The 16,806-nt window shown below is 69.7% G+C and carries 17 protein-coding genes; 13 read left to right on the top strand and 4 right to left on the bottom strand.

Annotated elements, in window-relative coordinates:
- Window positions 1–24: 24 nt before the first annotated feature.
- Complete coding sequence (locus AB0L71_RS11880; RefSeq protein ID WP_365241525.1) at window positions 25–1,653, bottom strand: FAD-dependent monooxygenase; 1,629 nt, start codon at window positions 1,651–1,653, stop codon at window positions 25–27.
- A 266-nt stretch (window positions 1,654–1,919) separates the two neighbouring features.
- Between AB0L71_RS11880 and AB0L71_RS11875 the strand changes: the two genes are divergently transcribed.
- From AB0L71_RS11875 to AB0L71_RS11845, 7 genes are all read left to right on the top strand, one after another.
- On the top strand, window positions 1,920–3,053 hold the full coding sequence (locus AB0L71_RS11875) for a SchA/CurD-like domain-containing protein (RefSeq protein WP_365241143.1): 1,134 nt from the start codon (window positions 1,920–1,922) through the stop codon (window positions 3,051–3,053).
- A gap of 76 nt (window positions 3,054–3,129) precedes the next feature.
- Window positions 3,130–3,564, top strand: coding sequence for a cupin domain-containing protein (locus tag AB0L71_RS11870; RefSeq protein ID WP_365241140.1), 435 nt, complete (start codon window positions 3,130–3,132; stop codon window positions 3,562–3,564).
- Window positions 3,561–4,829, top strand: coding sequence for a beta-ketoacyl-[acyl-carrier-protein] synthase family protein (locus AB0L71_RS11865; RefSeq protein WP_365241137.1), 1,269 nt, complete (start codon window positions 3,561–3,563; stop codon window positions 4,827–4,829). Before AB0L71_RS11870 ends, AB0L71_RS11865 begins: the two co-directional genes overlap by 4 nt.
- Window positions 4,826–6,076: a beta-ketoacyl synthase N-terminal-like domain-containing protein gene (locus AB0L71_RS11860; RefSeq protein ID WP_365241135.1), complete on the top strand. Its 1,251-nt coding sequence runs from the start codon at window positions 4,826–4,828 to the stop codon at window positions 6,074–6,076. Before AB0L71_RS11865 ends, AB0L71_RS11860 begins: the two co-directional genes overlap by 4 nt.
- A gap of 16 nt (window positions 6,077–6,092) precedes the next feature.
- Entirely contained in the window at window positions 6,093–6,350 is a 258-nt protein-coding gene (locus AB0L71_RS11855) for an acyl carrier protein (protein WP_365241133.1), read from the top strand.
- Between the two features lies 1 nt (window position 6,351).
- Complete coding sequence (locus tag AB0L71_RS11850) at window positions 6,352–6,831, top strand: SRPBCC family protein (RefSeq protein ID WP_365241130.1); 480 nt, start codon at window positions 6,352–6,354, stop codon at window positions 6,829–6,831.
- Window positions 6,832–6,897: 66 nt separating this feature from the next.
- Window positions 6,898–7,230: a TcmI family type II polyketide cyclase gene (locus AB0L71_RS11845; protein WP_365241128.1), complete on the top strand. Its 333-nt coding sequence runs from the start codon at window positions 6,898–6,900 to the stop codon at window positions 7,228–7,230.
- A gap of 72 nt (window positions 7,231–7,302) precedes the next feature.
- Here the strand turns inward: AB0L71_RS11845 and AB0L71_RS11840 are convergent, their stop codons facing one another.
- The 3 genes from AB0L71_RS11840 to AB0L71_RS11830 all read right to left on the bottom strand — a co-directional run bounded on the left by AB0L71_RS11840 (window position 7,303) and on the right by AB0L71_RS11830 (window position 11,311).
- Entirely contained in the window at window positions 7,303–8,370 is a 1,068-nt protein-coding gene (locus AB0L71_RS11840) for a methyltransferase (protein ID WP_365241125.1), read from the bottom strand.
- 35 nt (window positions 8,371–8,405) lie between these two features.
- Entirely contained in the window at window positions 8,406–9,470 is a 1,065-nt protein-coding gene (locus AB0L71_RS11835) for a right-handed parallel beta-helix repeat-containing protein (protein ID WP_365241123.1), read from the bottom strand.
- A gap of 212 nt (window positions 9,471–9,682) precedes the next feature.
- Window positions 9,683–11,311, bottom strand: coding sequence for an acyl-CoA synthetase (locus tag AB0L71_RS11830; RefSeq protein ID WP_365241120.1), 1,629 nt, complete (start codon window positions 11,309–11,311; stop codon window positions 9,683–9,685).
- 332 nt (window positions 11,312–11,643) lie between these two features.
- Here AB0L71_RS11830 and AB0L71_RS11825 point away from each other — a divergent pair, with 332 nt between their 5' ends.
- From AB0L71_RS11825 to AB0L71_RS11800, 6 genes are all read left to right on the top strand, one after another.
- Window positions 11,644–12,444, top strand: coding sequence for a crotonase/enoyl-CoA hydratase family protein (locus AB0L71_RS11825; protein ID WP_365241118.1), 801 nt, complete (start codon window positions 11,644–11,646; stop codon window positions 12,442–12,444).
- A gap of 17 nt (window positions 12,445–12,461) precedes the next feature.
- Entirely contained in the window at window positions 12,462–13,403 is a 942-nt protein-coding gene (locus AB0L71_RS11820) for an OB-fold domain-containing protein (protein WP_365241115.1), read from the top strand.
- Window positions 13,404–14,456 carry a thiolase domain-containing protein gene (locus AB0L71_RS11815; RefSeq protein ID WP_365241113.1) on the top strand — a complete coding sequence of 351 codons (1,053 nt, stop codon included), beginning with the start codon at window positions 13,404–13,406 and terminating at the stop codon, window positions 14,454–14,456.
- A complete protein-coding gene (locus AB0L71_RS11810; protein ID WP_365241111.1) occupies window positions 14,449–15,615 on the top strand; it encodes a thiolase domain-containing protein in 1,167 nt (388 codons plus the stop codon). Before AB0L71_RS11815 ends, AB0L71_RS11810 begins: the two co-directional genes overlap by 8 nt.
- Before the next feature lie 24 nt (window positions 15,616–15,639).
- Window positions 15,640–16,041 carry an ACT domain-containing protein gene (locus AB0L71_RS11805; RefSeq protein ID WP_365241108.1) on the top strand — a complete coding sequence of 134 codons (402 nt, stop codon included), beginning with the start codon at window positions 15,640–15,642 and terminating at the stop codon, window positions 16,039–16,041.
- 101 nt (window positions 16,042–16,142) lie between these two features.
- Entirely contained in the window at window positions 16,143–16,643 is a 501-nt protein-coding gene (locus AB0L71_RS11800) for a hypothetical protein (protein WP_365241106.1), read from the top strand.
- Window positions 16,644–16,806 lie beyond the last annotated feature (163 nt).

The following is a 16,806-nucleotide window of genomic DNA, read 5'->3' as shown; positions in this document are numbered from 1 at the left end:
AGGACCCTGGCGTGGACGGCGGCGTCAGGAGCGGTGCAGCAGGGCGGTGAGGACCTCCTGGAGGGTGGCCTCGGCGTCGGCCGCAGGACCCGTCGACCGCCACGCCACGAAGCCGTCGGGACGTACCAGCACCGCACCTTCGGGCGTCGTGCCGTGGAGCTCGGCCCAGTCGGCCCCGTTCTCCGGCTCCAGATCGGCACCCGGACCGATGCCGTACACCGGGAGCCGTACCGAGAGGCGGTCGGACACGTGCTTCGCCGCCTGCCGCCACACCGTGTCCGTACCGTCGGTGAGCAGCACGAGGGTGCGCTCGTAGAGATCCAGAGTGGACTTGCGGTCACCCGCCTGACGGACCCACAGATGTGGTGCACGGCTGCCCGGTTGGCCGTCCAGCCGCATCCCCGGCGGCACCACCGGCTGCTGCGGGTCGGCACCCAGCACGGCACCGCGGGCGTAGCGGTAGCCCAGCGCCACGGTGAGCATGCCGCCCTGCCTCCCGCCACCCGCGCCCGGCGCGGGAACGTACCCGGGGTGACTGTGCTCGCTGGAGCGCGCCGAGGCCCGTGCGCTCGTCGCCCGCGCCACCGGCAGGCGCTCCGCCTCGTAGGTGTCCAGCAGGCCCGGCCCCGCCTCGCCCCGCAGGACCGAGTCGAGTTTCCAGGCCAGGTTGTGTGCGTCCTGGATGCCGGTGTTCGAGCCGAACGCCCCGGTGGGGGACATCTCATGGGCCGAGTCCCCGGCGAGGAAGACCCTGCCGGACGAGTACCGCTCCGCGACCCGCTCCGCCGCGTGCCACGGCGCCTTTCCGGTGATCTCGACGTCGATGTCCGGAGCGCCGACCGCCGTGCGGATGTGTTCGGCGCACCGCTCGTCACTGAAGTCCTCGAGTGTTTCACCCAGTTGTGGCTGCCACGGTGCGTGGAACACCCATTCCTTCTCGTTGTCCACGGGCAACAGGGCGCCGTCGGCAGCGGGGTTGGTCAGATAGCAGACGATGAACCGCCGGTCGCCCACCACATCGGCGAGCTGCCGCGAGCGGAAGGTGATGCTCACGTTGTGGAACAGGTCGCCGGGACCCGTCCGGTCGATGCGCAGCTGCTCACGGATGGGACTGCGCGGTCCGTCGGCCGCGACGAGATAGTCCGCGCGGACACTGATGTGCTCCCCGGTCTCGCGGTTCTTGAGCGCCGCGTCCACCCCCGACCCGTCCTGGTCGAAGCTCTGCAACTCGGTGGAGAACCGAAGATCACCGCCCTGTTCCCGGGCCAGTTCGACCAGGACCGGTTCCAGATCGTTCTGGCTGCACAGGCACCACCCGCTCGGACTGAAACGGGAGAGTCCGCCACCCGGGTCGATCTCCTTGAAGAGCCACTCCTGGTCGTCCCCGGTGAGTGATCCGGCCTGCAGGATGCCGTGGTTGTCGGCGAGCACCGCGGCCGCCTGCCGGATGCCCTGCTCGGCTCCGGCCGTGCGGAAGACCTCCATCGTGCGCACGTTGTTCCCGCGTCCGCGAGGATGCGTCGAGGTGGAACGGTGCTTCTCGACCAGCAGATGCTCGATGCCGAGCCGGCCGAGGAAGAGTGAGGTGGACAGGCCCACCAGGGAGCCGCCCACGATGAGGACCGGTACGCGAATGTCGACGTTCTCGTTCATCAGTTGCTCCAGCTCGGACGCCGTTCGGTTGCCTTGTTCCATGCCCTGGTCGGAGCGGTTCGTACGGCCGCTCACCTGAACGGTTCATAAATCTCGCGCCACCCGGACCAGCGATTCACGATCGGTCACGGAGACATTGCCCGCAGTCACGGGGGCGGACCGATCACATCCGCGGGAGAGTCCCCGCTCCGAAACCACTCGCCAATCGACGGTTGAGGGCATGCCATCCGGCCTGACCACGACACCGTCTCGAAGGAGATCGAAAGATGACCGCCACCCTCTCGGAACGGATCTCCCAGTCCGCCTTCGACGGTTCCAGGCTCCGTGTCGTTCTGTTGTTGGACCTCTACGACGGGGCGCAGAAGCAGTTCCTGGAGGCGTATGAGCATCTGCGCAACCAGGTGGCATCCATCCCCGGTCACATCAGCGACCAGTTGTGCCAGTCCATCGAGAACCCCTCCCAATGGCTGATCACCAGCGAATGGGAGAGCGCACCTCCGTTCCTCGCCTGGGTCAACAGCGAGGAGCACGTCGAGACCGTTCAGCCGCTCCACAGCTGCGTACGTGACACCCGTTCGCTGCGCTTCAGCGTCCTGCGCGAGACCGGGAAGGCATTCGAGCAGGCGCCGGAGGCGGCGTCCGAGACGGCCAGGGGCCGACTGCAGGCGTCTCCCCGGCTGGGTGATGGAGTCGTGCGCCACGCGCTCACGTTCACCGTCAAGCCGGGCACGGAGGACATCGTGGCGAAGATCCTGGCCGATTACGAGTCCCCGAGCGCTCGTGTCGACCAAGTGACCCGACTGCGCCGCACTTCGCTCTTCATGCACGGAAACCGCGTCGTGCGGGCGATCGAGGTCGAGGGTGACCTCCTCGCCGCCCTACGGCACGTCGCCCGGCAGCCCGAGGTCAGGGCCGTCGAGGAGGCCATCAACCCCTACCTGGAACAGGACCGGGACCTCAGTGACTCGGACTCCGCCCGGATGTTCTTCACCCGGGCGGCGCTCCCGACCGTCCACCACGTGAGTGCGGGCCGGCACAAGGCCGAGGACATCAACCGGCACGCACTCTTCTACCAGGCGAAGGAAGGCTGTGGCATGGCACTCGCCCGGCTGCTCGCCGCCCACGACGAGGAGGCGGCCGACAACCCGGTGAGCGTCATCGACAGCAGCACCATCTTCCAGCGTGACGACGTCGTCATCCGCCTGCTCGAAGCGGTCGGACCGATCGACGCACAGCCGGCCCAGGCGGTTGGCATCGACGGCCCCGGAAAGGTCACCCGGCTCGGACGTCTCCTCGACGGCGGCGTGACCGCCGTGCCCACGACGGAGCAGGACATCGCGCACTTCCTCACGGAGTCCGAGATGACGCTGATCACGGATCGGCGCGCCTCGGAGTCCTGAACCGCGCATCCGCACCCTGGGGGGTTCTCGCTCGACCCGTCAACACAACGCGCAATGCGCCAGGAGGAATTCAGTCATGACCATGCACCGGCCACGCATCGTGGACCTCAGCGAGACGCAGCCCAACCGCAGGCGCGGAGGCGATCTCCGCGCCATGCTCACACCGACCGCGGTGGGAGCGACCAGCGGCTTCATGGGGCTGGCCATCGTTCAGCCCGGTGACCGCATCGGCGAGCACTACCACCCGTACTCCGAGGAGTTCGTGTACGTCGTGAACGGACTGCTGGAGGTGGATCTGGACGGCGAACCGCACCGGATGCGGCCCGACCAGGGCCTGCTGATCCCTCCCCATGTACGCCACCGGTTCCGCAACGTGGGCGATGTCGAGGCACGCATGGTCTTCCACCTCGGCCCCCTCGCCCCCCGCCCGGAACTCGGCCACGTCGACACCGAACACACGGAATCCGCCGAGCGCGTCGCGCCGCCGGAACGAACGGAGGCGGCCTCGTGACCCGCCGGGTGGCGGTCACCGGCGTCGGTGTCGTGGCGCCCGGCGGCGTCGGGACACCGGCCTTCTGGGACCTCCTCGCGAACGGCCGTACCGCGACCCGGGGCATCACGCTCTTCGACCCGGCCGGCTTCCGCTCCCGCATCGCCGCCGAGTGCGACTTCGACCCGGCGGCACACGGGCTGGACGCGGACCAGATCGCCCGGTCGGACCGGTACATCCAGTTCGCGATGGTGGCGGCCCGGGAGGCCCTCGCGGACGCGGGTCTCGACCCGGAGAAGGCGGACCCCTGGCGGATGGGGGTGTCGCTGGGTACCGCGGTCGGCGGCACCACCCGACTGGAGCACGACTACGTCGCCGTCAGCGGCAGCGGCGCCCGGTGGGATGTCGACCACCAGCCGGCCGGTCCGTACCTGGAGCGGGCCTTCTCGCCGAGCTCCCTCGCCTCCGCGGTTGCCGAACAGATCGGCGCCCACGGTCCGGTGCAGACCGTGTCCACGGGCTGCACCTCCGGTCTCGACGCCATCGGGTACGCCTTCCAGTCCATCGAGGAGGGCCGCGTCGACGTCTGCATCGCCGGGGCGTCCGACTCACCGATCACCCCGATCACGGTGGCGTGCTTCGACGCGATCAAGGCCACATCGGCGAACAACGACGACCCCGAGCACGCCTCCCGGCCGTTCGACGCACGCCGCGACGGCTTCGTCATGGGCGAGGGCGGAGCGGTGCTCGTGCTGGAGGAGCTGGAGCACGCCCGGGCCCGCGGTGCGACCGTGTACTGCGAGATCGCGGGGTACGCCACCTTCGGCAACGCCTACCACATGACCGGCCTGACCCCCGAAGGACTGGAGATGGCCGAGGCGATCAACCGGGCGCTCGGCCATGCCCGCATAGATGGCTCGCAGATCGACTACGTCAATGCGCACGGCTCGGGCACCAAACAGAACGACCGGCACGAGACGGCCGCCGTGAAGCGGGCCCTGGGTGCGCACGCCTATGACGTACCGATGAGCTCGATCAAGTCCATGGTCGGCCACTCACTGGGGGCGATCGGGGCCATCGAGATCGCTGCCTGCGTACTCGCCCTGGTCCACCAGACGGTGCCGCCGACGGCGAACTACGAGAAGCCCGACCCGGAGTGCGACCTCGATTACGTGCCGCGCACCGCACGTCCGGCGAAACTGCGCAGCGTCCTCTCGGTCGGCAGCGGTTTCGGCGGATTCCAGTCGGCGGTGGCCCTGACGCGAACAGCTGGGAGGACACCATGAAGACCCGCACAGCGCGGCACACCGTCGTCACCGGCATCGGTGTCGTCGCCCCCAACGGCACCGACACGGAATCCTTCTGGAAGAGGACGCTCGAAGGGATCAGCGTCCTCGGCCGGGTCACCCGCGAGGGCTGCGAGCAGCTGCCGCTGCGGGTGGCCGGCGAGGTACGCGGGTTCGACGCGGCCGAACTGATCGAGGAGCGCTTCCTCGTCCAGACCGACCGGTTCACGCATTTCGCGATGGCCGCGGCCGACCGAGCGCTCGACGACGCACGGCTGGGCCGCGCCGATTACGAGAACTCGCCCTACGACGTCGGCGTGGTGACCGCGGCCGGCTCCGGAGGCGGCGAGTTCGGCCAGCGGGAACTCCAACGGCTGTGGGGGCAGGGGTCCACGTACGTGGGTCCGTACCAGTCCATCGCCTGGTTCTACGCGGCCAGCACCGGCCAGATCTCGATCCGCGGCGGCTTCAAGGGGCCGTGCGCGGTCGTGGCCAGTGACGAGGCCGGTGGTCTGGACGCCCTGGCGCATGCCGCCCGTTCGATCCGTGAGGGCGCCGGAGCCGTGGTGGTCGGGGCGGCCGAGGCGCCGCTGGCGCCCTACTCGGTCGTCTGCCAGCTCGGGTACCAGGACCTGAGCACCAGCGAGGATCCGGCTCGCGCGTACCGGCCGTTCACCTCGGACGCCTGCGGCTTCGTGCCGGCCGAGGGCGGCGCGATGCTGGTGGTCGAGGAGGAGCAGTCGGCCCGTCGGCGTGGGGCCCGGGTCCGGGCCGAAGTCGCCGGACACGCGGCCACGTTCACCGGGGCGGGGCGGTGGGAGGAGTCCCGGGAGGGGCTCGCCCAGGCGATCAGAGGCGCCCTGCGGGAGGCCGACTGCGCGCCGGACGAGATCGATGTCGTCTTCGCCGACGCCCTGGGCGTACCGGCCGCCGACCGCGCCGAGGCGCTCGCCATCGCGGACGCGCTCGGTGCCCATGGCAGGCGGGTTCCGGTCACGGCTCCGAAGACCGGCATCGGGCGCGCCTACTGCGGTGCTCCGGTGCTGGACGCGGCCGCCGCCGTCCTCTCCATGGAGAACGCGCTGATACCGCCGACCCCGAACGTCTTCGACGTCTGCCACGACCTCGACCTGGTCACCAGCAGCGCGCGCACCGCGGAGCTGCGGACGGCGCTCGTGCTCAGCCGCGGGCTCATGGGCTCGAACGCGGCACTGGTGCTGCGGCGGCCCAATGACATCCAAGCGTGAGTAAGGAGAAGTCCTCATGACCGACCGACTGACCTACACGGAACTCGCCGTCCTGATGAAGAAGGGGGCCGGACTCACCGTCGACCCGCTGGACATGGAGCAGCGTCCCGGCTCCGCGTTCGACGAGTTCGGCCTCGACTCGCTCGGCCTCCTCGGCATCGTGGGTGTGCTGGAGAACCGGCACGGCAGGGCCCTGCCCGCCGAGGCCGACCGCTGCAAGACCCCCCGGGAGTTCCTCGACCTCGTCAACAACAGCCTCATGACTGGAGCCTGAAGTGTCCGGACACACCGAGAACGAAATCACCATCGCCGCCCCGCTGGACCTCGTCTGGGACGTGACGAACGACCTGGAGAACTGGCCGAGGCTGTTCAGCGAGTACGCCTCGGTAGAAGTGATCGAACGGAACGGTGACAGCACGACGTTCCGCCTGACGATGCACCCCGACGAGAACGACAAGGTCTGGAGCTGGGTCTCCGAGCGGACCGTCGACCGCGCCGGCCGCACGGTCCGCGCCCGTCGTGTCGAGCCCGGCCCGTTCCAGCGCATGGACATCCGGTGGGAGTACTCCGAGGTTCCCGGCGGTACGAAGATGCGCTGGATCCAGGACTTCGCGATGCGGCCCGACGCGCCCGTCGACGACGCGTGGATGACCGACAACATCAATCGGAACTCCAAGGTCCAGATGGAGCTCATCCGCGACAAGGTCGAGCAGCGCGCCCGCGAGCACCGTACGGCGTCGGTCACGGCCGGCTGATCCGGCGTCCGTCACGGCCCGGCACCCGTGCGGGTGCCGGGCCGGGAACCAGAAAGGCATCCCACGATGCACCACGCTCTGATTGTCGCCAGGATGGCACCGGGGTCGGCGCCGGACATCGCCGAGCTGTTCGCCGCCTCCGACAGCGGCGAACTGCCGCACCTTGTCGGCGTCACCAGGCGCAAACTGTTCCAGTTCGGCGACGTCTATCTGCACATGATCGAATCGGAACGCCCGCCGGGCCCGGAGATCGCCAAGGTGACCGGGCACCCGGAGTTCAAGGACCTCAGTGACAAGCTCACCGCCTATGTGAGCGCGTACGACCCGCAGACCTGGCGCAGTCCCAAGGACGCCATGGCCCATGAGTTCTACCGGTGGGAGCGCGGCGCCACCGTGTGAGGAACAGGACGGCGCCCCGGGTCCGGCCGACCGGACCCGGGGCGCCGTCCGTCGTTCCCGGGGAGTGCGGGATCAGTCCGGGATCACGCATTCGAAGGCGTGGAGGTAGGTGTTGACCGGGACGACCCTGTCGATGTGCAGTCCGGCGTCGGAGATCCGGCTCACCATGCTCTCCCTGGTGTGCTTGGCACCACCGACGTTGAGGAGCAGCAGCAGGTCCATCGCGGTGGTGAAACGCATCGACGGGGTGTCGTCGACGAGGTTCTCGATGACGACGACCCTGGCCTTGGGGCGGGCCGCCGCGACGACGTTGCGCAGCGTCCTGCGGGTGCTGTCGTCGTCCCACTCCAGGATGTTCTTGATGATGTAGAGGTCGGCCTCGACGGGGATGGCCTCGCGGCAGTCCCCGGCCACGATGCGGGTCCGGTCGACGAGTGCCCCCTCGTCGCGCAGCCGGGCGTCGGCCCGTGCCACCACACCCGGCAGGTCCATCAGGGTGCCGCGGACCGACGGGTGCTTCTCCAGGAGACTCGCCAGTACGTGCCCCTGGCCGCCGCCGATGTCGGCGACCGCGGACACTCCGGTGAGGTCGAGGAGTTCGGCGACATCCAGTGCGGACTGGATGCTGGAGGTGGTCATGGCCTGGTTGAAGACATGGGCCGACTCTCCTGCGTCCTGGTGGAGGTAGTCGAAGAACCCCTTGCCGTGCACCTCCTCGAAGACGCTCCGGCCGGTGCGCACCGCGTCGTCGAGGTGCGGCCAGACGTCCCAGGTCCACGGTTCGGTGCACCACAGGCAGATGGAGCGCAGGCTGTTCGGGTCGTCCTCGCGCAGCAGGCGGGACATCTCGGTGTGGGTGAACTCCCCGTCCGGGGTCTCGGCGAAGATCCCGTAGCAGGACAGGGCGCGCAGCAGGCGGCGCAGGGGCGCCGGCTCGGTCTTCACCCGCTTCGCGAGTTCCCGCGCGGTGGCGGGCGTGTCATCCAGTGCGTCGGCGACACGCAGCCGGGCCGCGGCCCGCACGGCCGCCGCGCGGGCCGCCCCGAAGGCGATCTCGCGCAGCTGCATGGCCGGCTGAGGAGGTGTGACGGGGTGCGGGAGGGCGGGGGTCGGTGCGGAGGTGGGGCTCACGGTCGTCATGCGATCTCGCTTCTCCTCGTGCGGGGGTGCACCGGTCAGCACTTCCCGGCCGGTGTGGACTTCGTGCAGACGTTGGCGACGAAGGTGTTGTTCTTGCCGGTGTCCCCGTCGGCCAGGTCGGCCGGCTTGTTGCCGACCGCGACATTGCCGCTGATGGTGTGACCGGTGTTCTTCGTGCCGACGAAGCTCTTGAACAGCACGACGCCACCGGACATCGGCGTGGCGCCCACGTTGTTGCTGATCGTGTTCGAGCGGACCTGGGTGTCCGCGGCGCCGGTGAGCACGATGCCGGCGCCCTGGATGGCGGGCAGCCGTTCGGTCTTGGCGCAGTACTTGTTGTTCTCGTTGATCTGGTTGGACTTGATGGTCATGGCTCCGGCCTGCGGTTTGCCCTCGTCGCCCACGATGAAGACGCCGCTGCAGTTGCCGGTGACGGTGTTGTCGTGGATCGACAGGTTTCTCACCCGCCTGGCGGTGAACCCGATCCGGTTGTTCTTCAGCGTGTTGTCCTGGACCTCCGTGCCACGGGTGTCGGTGGCGCCGCCCTCCTCGTCGACGGTGTTCGCCACGAAGAGGCCCGCGTCGCCGTTGGCACGGGCGGTGTTGCCCGTGAACTGTCCGCGGGTGGAGCGCTCCTGACCGATGCCCCAGACCCCGTTGCGCTCGGAGATCACGTGCCGGACGGTCAGCCGGTCCGTCCAGGAGGCCCAGACGCCGTTCTTCTTGAAGCCTGAGACGGCGAGCGAGTCGATGCTCACGCCGTCGACCGTCCGGCCCGATCTGCCCAGGACGCAGATTCCGCTGTCCGCCTTCGCACAGGCGTCTGTGGCCTTCTCCTTCGGGGGCTTGATGACGGTCCGCTCACCGAAGCCGCGCAGGGTCAGGTTCGCCTTGTCGATCAGGACGTTCTCCCGGTACGTGCCGGGCAGGACGACGATCGTGTCACCCGGCTTCGCGGCATCGACCGCGTTCTGGATCGACTGGGTGGGGCGCACCACACGCGGGCTCGCTACGGAGGCAGACGGATCGGCCGCGCCGAGTCCCACGGCCGAGACGACGAGTCCCGCCGCCGAGACGACCGCGACAGAGACAAGGCTCATGATGTGTCGTTTCCTCATGAGCCGACGCTATGGGCGATTTAGCTCTATTGCCACATAAAGTGAGTGGTTGCGCACGGAGCGTGCCTGAATGGCTCAGCCGGGGAGCATCGCCCGGTGCGCAGAGCCGTCGCGGGTGGGGGTGTTCGGGTGAACGCGGGCCGGGGCGTCGGCCGGGTGGCCGTCCTGCCCGCGGCCCCGGCCGGGCTCCGGTCTCAGCCCTCGGCTCCGCGCGGGGGTGCGACGACCGAGCGGGCCCACCTGTAGTCGGCCTTGCCGCTCGGGGAGCGCTGGATTCGCGGGGCGATCACCAGCCGGCGGGGAATCTTGTAGCCGGCCAATCGGGTCCTGCAGTGTGCCTGTACGTCGTCGAGCGAGGGCTCGGCCGCCCCCTCGCGCAGTTGCACCACCGCTGCGACATGGTTGCCCCACCGTTCGTCGGGCACCCCGGCGACCAGGGCGTCGTACACGTCCGGATGAGCCTTCAGTGCCTGCTCGACCTCCTCGGGGTACACCTTCTCGCCCCCGGTGTTGATGCACTGCGATCCCCGGCCCAGGACCGTGACGATGCCGTCCGCGTCGACCGTTGCCATGTCGCCGAGCAGGACCCAGCGCACTCCGTCCCGCTGGAAGAAGGTCTCCGCCGTCTTCTGCGGGTCGTTGTAGTAGCCGAGCGGGACGTGGCCGCGCTGGGCGATCCGTCCCGGCACGCCCGGGGGGACCGGCTCGAAGGTCGCCGGATCGACCACCGTCGTACGGGAGTTGACCTGGAGGCGGAAGCCCTTGTCCGGGCCCGCATCGGCGGTCGCGGTGCCGTTGAAACCGGACTCCGACGAGCCGAAGTTGTTCAGCAGCATCACCGTGGGCACCAGTGCCTGGAATTCCGCGCGCACCGAGTCGGACATGATCGCTCCGGAGCTGGAGACGGAGAACATCGACGAACAGTCCGTTCCCTCGAGCGGACCCTTCAGCGCGTCGATCAAAGGCCGCAGCATGGCGTCGCCCACCAGGGACATGCTGGTGACCTTCTCCTTCTCGATCGTGCGGAGCACCTCGTGCGGGACGAACTTGCGGTGGATCACGACCCGCTGTCCGAAGTTGAATCCGATGAACGCCGTCAGTGTCGATGTGCCGTGCATCAGCGGTGGAGTGGGGAAGAAGGTGATTCCCTCCCCGCCCGCGGCCACCCGCTCGGACAGCTCCTGCGGGGACTTCACCGGCTCGCCGGTCGGCGCACCGCCGCCGAGCCCCGAGAAGAAGAGGTCCTCCTGGCGCCACATCACGCCCTTGGGCATGCCGGTGGTGCCGCCGGTGTAGATGATGAACTGGTCGTCGGCCGAGCGCGGCGGGAAGTCGCGCTCCGGGCTTCCCGAGGCCTCGGCGTCGGTGAATGCCACGGCGTCCGGGCCGTCGGCGTCCGCCGCCGGTGCGCCGACCCGGATCAGGTGCCGGAGGGTCGGGGCCTTTGGTGCCGCGCCCGCGACCCGTGCGTCGAACTCGGCTTCGAAGACCAGTGCCGCCAGATCGGCGTCACGGTAGAGGTACGCCAACTCCTCCTCTACATAACGGTAGTTGACGTTGACCGGGACGATTCGCGCCTTCAGGCAGGCCAGGGCGGTCTGGAGGTACTCGACCCCGTTGTAGAGGTGCAGCCCCAGGTGCTCGCCGGGTGCGATCCCCGCCTCGATCAGATGGTGGGCGAGGCGATTCGCGGCCGCGTCCAGCTGCGCGTACGTCAACCGGCGTTCCTCACCCGTGCCGGGGTGGTCGACGTAGACGAGTGCCTCGCGTTCCGGGACCGCGTCGACGACTGATTCGAACAGGTCGGCAAGGTTGTACTCCACCGTTCCTCCTGACCCCGGATGCGGACTGGCCCGGCGGTCATTAGAGCGCCGGTGGACGCAAGTGGGAAGGGGTGCCGTCGAAGAAAACTGACTGACTGTCAGAAAACTATTGAACTGGACCCGCCCCTACTGCAACCTGTTCTAGTGCCGTGGCAGGCAACGTTTGCCCGCGAAGGAGCGGCGTCCGGTGCGTGCTCTCGGTGTGCCGGCCGGAAGTCCTCGTACTGGACGTACTCGGGCTTCCGTCCGGTGCGGCGGGAGGGCGTGCCGGGCGTCGCGACGGGGCGAACGTTGCCTGCCACGGCACCAGGTCTTTCGACGGGAGGCAGGCAATGGGCGGTACGGAACACCTCACCGTGCGGCGCGAGGGCGCCACGCTGGTGCTCACCCTGAACAGGCCGGAGGCGAGGAACGCGCTCTCGCTGTCGATGCTGGTCGGGCTGTACGACGGCTGGCAGACGGCGGACGAGGACGACACCATCCGTACGGTCGTCCTCACCGGCGCGGGCGGTTCCTTCTGCGCGGGCATGGATCTCAAGGCCCTGGCGGGCAAGGGGATGGAGGGCGAGCAGTACCGCGACCGGATGACGGCCGACCCCGACCTGCACTGGAAGGCGATGCTGCGCCACCACCGCCCCCGCAAACCGGTCATCGCCGCCGTCGAGGGGTACTGCGTGGCGGGCGGCACCGAGATCCTTCAGGGCACCGACATCCGTATCGCGGGAGCCGGCGCCACCTTCGGGCTGTTCGAGGTCAAGCGCGGACTCTTCCCCATCGGAGGGTCGACGGTACGGCTGCCGCGCCAGATCGCCCGGACCCACGCGCTCGAAATGCTCCTGACCGGACGTCCGTACAGCGCCGAGGAGGCGGCCGGTATCGGGCTGATCGGCAGAGTCGTCCCCGACGGAACCGCACTGGAGCAGGCCCTCGTCGTCGCCGACCGGATCAACGCCTGCGGGCCACTGGCCGTCGAGGCCGTCAAGGCATCCGTGTACGAGAGCGCCGAAATGACCGAGACCGAAGGCCTTGCCGCGGAACTGAAACGCGGCTGGCCGATCTTCTCCACCGACGACGCCAAGGAAGGCGCGCGCGCCTTCGCCGAGAAGCGCCCGCCCGTCTACCGGCGCGCCTGAGCCAAGGAGACCGACACGTGTCCGAGATCCTCAGTGCACCGCTGGTCCTCGAATTCCCCTTCACCCGCTCCCTCGGACCGGTCCAGAGCGCCTTCCTCACCGGTCTGCGCGAACGGACCGTGCTCGGCGTCCGCACCGTCGAGGGAAAGGTCCTGGTCCCACCCGTCGAGTACGACCCCGTCACCGCGCAGGAGATCCGGGACCTGGTCGAGGTCGCCGCCACCGGCACCGTCACCACCTGGGCCTGGAACCCCCACCCACGCCCCGGCCAACCCCTGGACACCCCCTTCGCCTGGGTCCTCGTCCGGCTCGACGGCGCCGACACCGCTTTGCTGCACGCACTCGCCGTACCCGGCCCGGAAGCGGTCCGCACCGGCATGCGGGTGCGGATCCGCTGGGCCCCCGAACGGAGCGGTGCCATCACGGACATCGCCTGTTTCGAACCGTACGACGGGCCGGCCGGCCAACCGACGCCGCACAGCGGCGAGTTCAAAGACCCCGTCAAGGGCATCGTCACCCCTGCCCGCCTCGACTACCGGTACAGTCCCGGCCGCGCCCAGAGCGCGTACATCAACGCACTGTCCGACCGGCGCATCGTCGGCGAGCGCTGCCCGTCCTGCGGCAAGGTCTACGTACCACCCCGCGGCGCCTGTCCCACCTGCGGTGTCGCCACCGCGGAACAGGTCGAGGTCGGCCCGCGCGGCACGGTCACCACGTTCTGCGTCGTCAACATCAAGGCGAAGAACCTCGACATCGAGGTCCCCTACGTGTACGCGCACGTCGCGCTCGACGGCGCGGACCTCGCACTGCACGCACGGATCGGCGGTATCCCGTACGACCAGGTGCGCATGGGGCTGCGGGTGGAACCCGTGTGGACCGAGGGGGGACGCCACCCGGACCACTACCGGCCGACGGGGGAGCCGGACGCCGACTACGACGCGTACAAGGAGCTGCTGTAGATGCGAGACGTAGCGATCGTCGCCTTCGCGCAGACGGATCACCTCAGGCGCACCGACGAACTGTCCGAAGTCGAGATGCTGATGCCCGTCCTCCACCAGGTGCTCGACGCGACCGGGCTCAGGGCCGGCGACATCGGCTTCACCTGCTCCGGTTCCAGCGACTACCTGGCGGGCCGCGCCTTCTCGTTCACCATGGCGCTCGACGGCGTCGGCGCGTACCCGCCGATCTCCGAGTCCCATGTGGAGATGGACGGCGCCTGGGCGCTGTACGAGGCCTGGGTGAAGATCCGGACGGGCGAGGCCGACACGGCGCTCGTCTACTCCTACGGGAAGTCCTCGCCCGGCCGGCTGCGCGACGTCCTCACCCGCCAGCTCGACCCGTACTACGTCGGCCCGCTCTGGCCCGACTCCGTGGCGCTCGCCGCACTCCAGGCGCAGGCGCTGATCGACGCGGGAGACACCGACGAGGCAGCCCTGGCCGCGATCGCCACCCGCAGCCGCGCCGCCGCCGCGGACAACCCGCATGCCCAGCTGAGCGGCCCGGTCCCGGCCGGCGACTACGTCGTACGACCGCTGCGGGCGGGGGACTGCCCACCCGTCGGCGACGGCGCGGCCGCGGTGATCCTCGCCGCCGACGACACCGCACGCGCCCTGTGCCCCCGGCCGGCCTGGATCCGCGGGATCGACCACCGCATCGAGGCCCACGGTCTCGGCGTGCGGATCCTGACCGACTCCCCGTCCACCAGGCTCGCCGCGGAGCACGCCGGTGTCTTCGAACGGCCGGTGGACACCGCCGAGTTGCACGCGCCGTTCACCTCCCAGGAGGTGGTGCTGCGCAAGGCGCTCGGACTCGACGACAGCGTCGAGGTCAACCCGTCCGGCGGTGCGCTCGCGGCCAATCCCGTGATGGCCGCCGGACTCATCCGGCTGGGAGAGGCCGCGGCCCGCATCCACCGCGGCGAGTCGGACCGGGCGCTCGCGCACGCCACATCCGGACCCTGCCTGCAACAGAATCTGGTCGCCGTCCTCGAAGGGGAGAGTGCCCATGCCTAAGGAGCCCGTGGCCGTCGTCGGCATCGGCCAGACCAAGCACGTCTCCGCCCGCCGCGACGTCTCCATCGCGGGGCTCGTCCGGGAGGCCGCCGTCCGCGCGCTCGAGGATGCGGCTCTGACCTGGGCGGACATCGACGCCGTCGTCATCGGCAAGGCGCCCGACTTCTTCGAGGGCCTGATGATGCCGGAGCTCTATCTCGCCGACGCCCTCGGCGCGGTCGGCAAACCGATGCTCCGGGTGCACACCGCGGGTTCGGTCGGCGGCTCCACCGCCCTGGTCGCCGCCAACCTCGTCTCCGCGCGGGTGCACCGCACCGTACTCACGCTCGCCTTCGAGAAGCAGTCCGAGTCCAACGCCATGTGGGGCCTCTCGCTGCCCATCCCGTTCCAGCAACCGCTGCTGGCCGGGGCGGGCGGTTTCTTCGCGCCGCACGTGCGGGCCTACATGCGGCGCACCGGTGCGCCGGACACGATCGGCTCCCTGGTCGCGTACAAGGACCGTCGCAACGCGCTCAAGAACCCGTACGCGCACATCCACGACCCGGACCTCACCCTGGAGAAGGTCCAGTCCGCCCCGATGCTCTGGGACCCGATCCGCTACTCCGAGACCTGCCCCTCCTCCGACGGGGCCTGCGCGATGATCCTCACCGACCGAGCCGGAGCGGGGCGTTCGCCGCATCCGCCCGCCTGGGTGCACGGCGGCGCGATGCGCAGCGAACCGACCCTCTTCGCCGGGAAGGACTTCGTGTCGCCGCGGGCGGGCAAGGACTGCGCGGCCGACGTGTACCGGCAGGCGGGGATCAGTGATCCACGACGGGAGATCGACACGGTCGAGATGTACGTGCCGTTCTCCTGGTACGAACCGATGTGGCTGGAGAATCTCGGCTTCGCCGACGAGGGCGAGGGCTGGAAGCTCACCGAGTCCGGCGTCACCGCGCTCGACGGAGATCTTCCGGTGAATCCCTCGGGCGGGGTGCTCTCCACCAACCCCATCGGCGCCTCCGGAATGATCCGCTTCGCCGAAGCCGCGCTGCAGGTCCGGGGGCAGGCGGGTGAACACCAGGTCGCGGGGGCGCGAAAGGCGCTCGGGCATGCGTATGGCGGAGGGGCGCAGTTCTTCTCCATGTGGCTGGTCGGGGCGGAGCCGCCGGCCCGCTGACCCTCGCCACGTAGCGTGGTGTCCATGACTGCCGAGCGTGATCTGCGAACCCTGCTGAGCGGCATGCGGCCCGTGTGGAACCCGGGCCGCTATGTCTTCACCACGGTGCCCGACGGTGTGGTGCCCGACGGCGCCCACCCGGTCGTCGCGGTGACCGAGTCCGAAGGTCTCACCCTGGTTCTTCCGGAGGCAGAGGCCGTCCGGGCCGGACTGCGGTACGACTACGTGGCGGGCTGGATCACCCTCCGTGTCCACTCCGCGCTGGACGCGGTGGGGTTCACCGCCGCCGTGTCCCTGGCGCTCACCGATGTCGGGCTGAGCTGCAACGTGGTGGCCGGCTTCCACCACGACCACCTCTTCGTCCCGTACGACCGGGCGGCCGAGGCCGTCGACGTGCTGAGGGCGCTGGCCACGGAATCCGGATAGGCCGTGTTCGAAGGCGCCCGGACATCACGCGGGCTCCCGGAGGCGTCCGGAGGACGAGGACCCGGCTCCGCAACGTGAGCCCGGACACGTAACATGGCTGCATGTCCTTCCTCCGCCGCCGCAGCGCCGCCACTCCCGCGGGCCCCGACTTCGATGTCCTGGCCATGGACCCGGGGGACTGGCCCGGGAACCTCGGGGCCGGCCTGCTGCCCGCGCCCGACGGAAGCTGCCAGGGCGTCTTTCTGCGCTACGACCTGTTCGGTGGCCGCGGCCCCGCGATGATCATCGGCAACCTCCCCGAGGGCTCGCCCGCCCGTGAGACGGAGGAGGGCCAGGTCCCGTTCGAGGTCGCCCAGCTGCTGCTCGCGCTGGAGAACGACGAGCCGGTCGAGGTCACCGGATCCGAGGACATGCCCGTGATGCAGGGCGACAACCTGCTGATCGTCCGCCGCATCAAGCTCTCCGAGAGCCGGATCTCCTGCGTCCAGTTCGACCGCAGTGACGGGGTTCTCGTCACCATCGCGAGCTGGGACCGGCCGATCACCGACGATCTGTACACGCTGCTGAAGCCACTGCCGGCCGAACTGTTCCAGCAGGGCTGAACCTCCCTTCATCCTGGGCCCGGACACCGACCGGCGGGGCCCTGGGTACGGGGCGCACGGGCGGGGTGTGCTGCGTACCGCTCGACACCCCGCCCGGCACCGACCGCCGTCCCTGCCGACACGGACGGCACGGTCACCGGCCTCACGACCCCTGGTCCGTCCT

The organism is Streptomyces sp. NPDC052052, from assembly GCF_040680455.1.
GTDB lineage: Bacteria > Actinomycetota > Actinomycetes > Streptomycetales > Streptomycetaceae > Streptomyces.
Note: the sequence above shows the minus strand (reverse complement) of the source record. Positions and strands in the feature narration are given on the sequence as shown.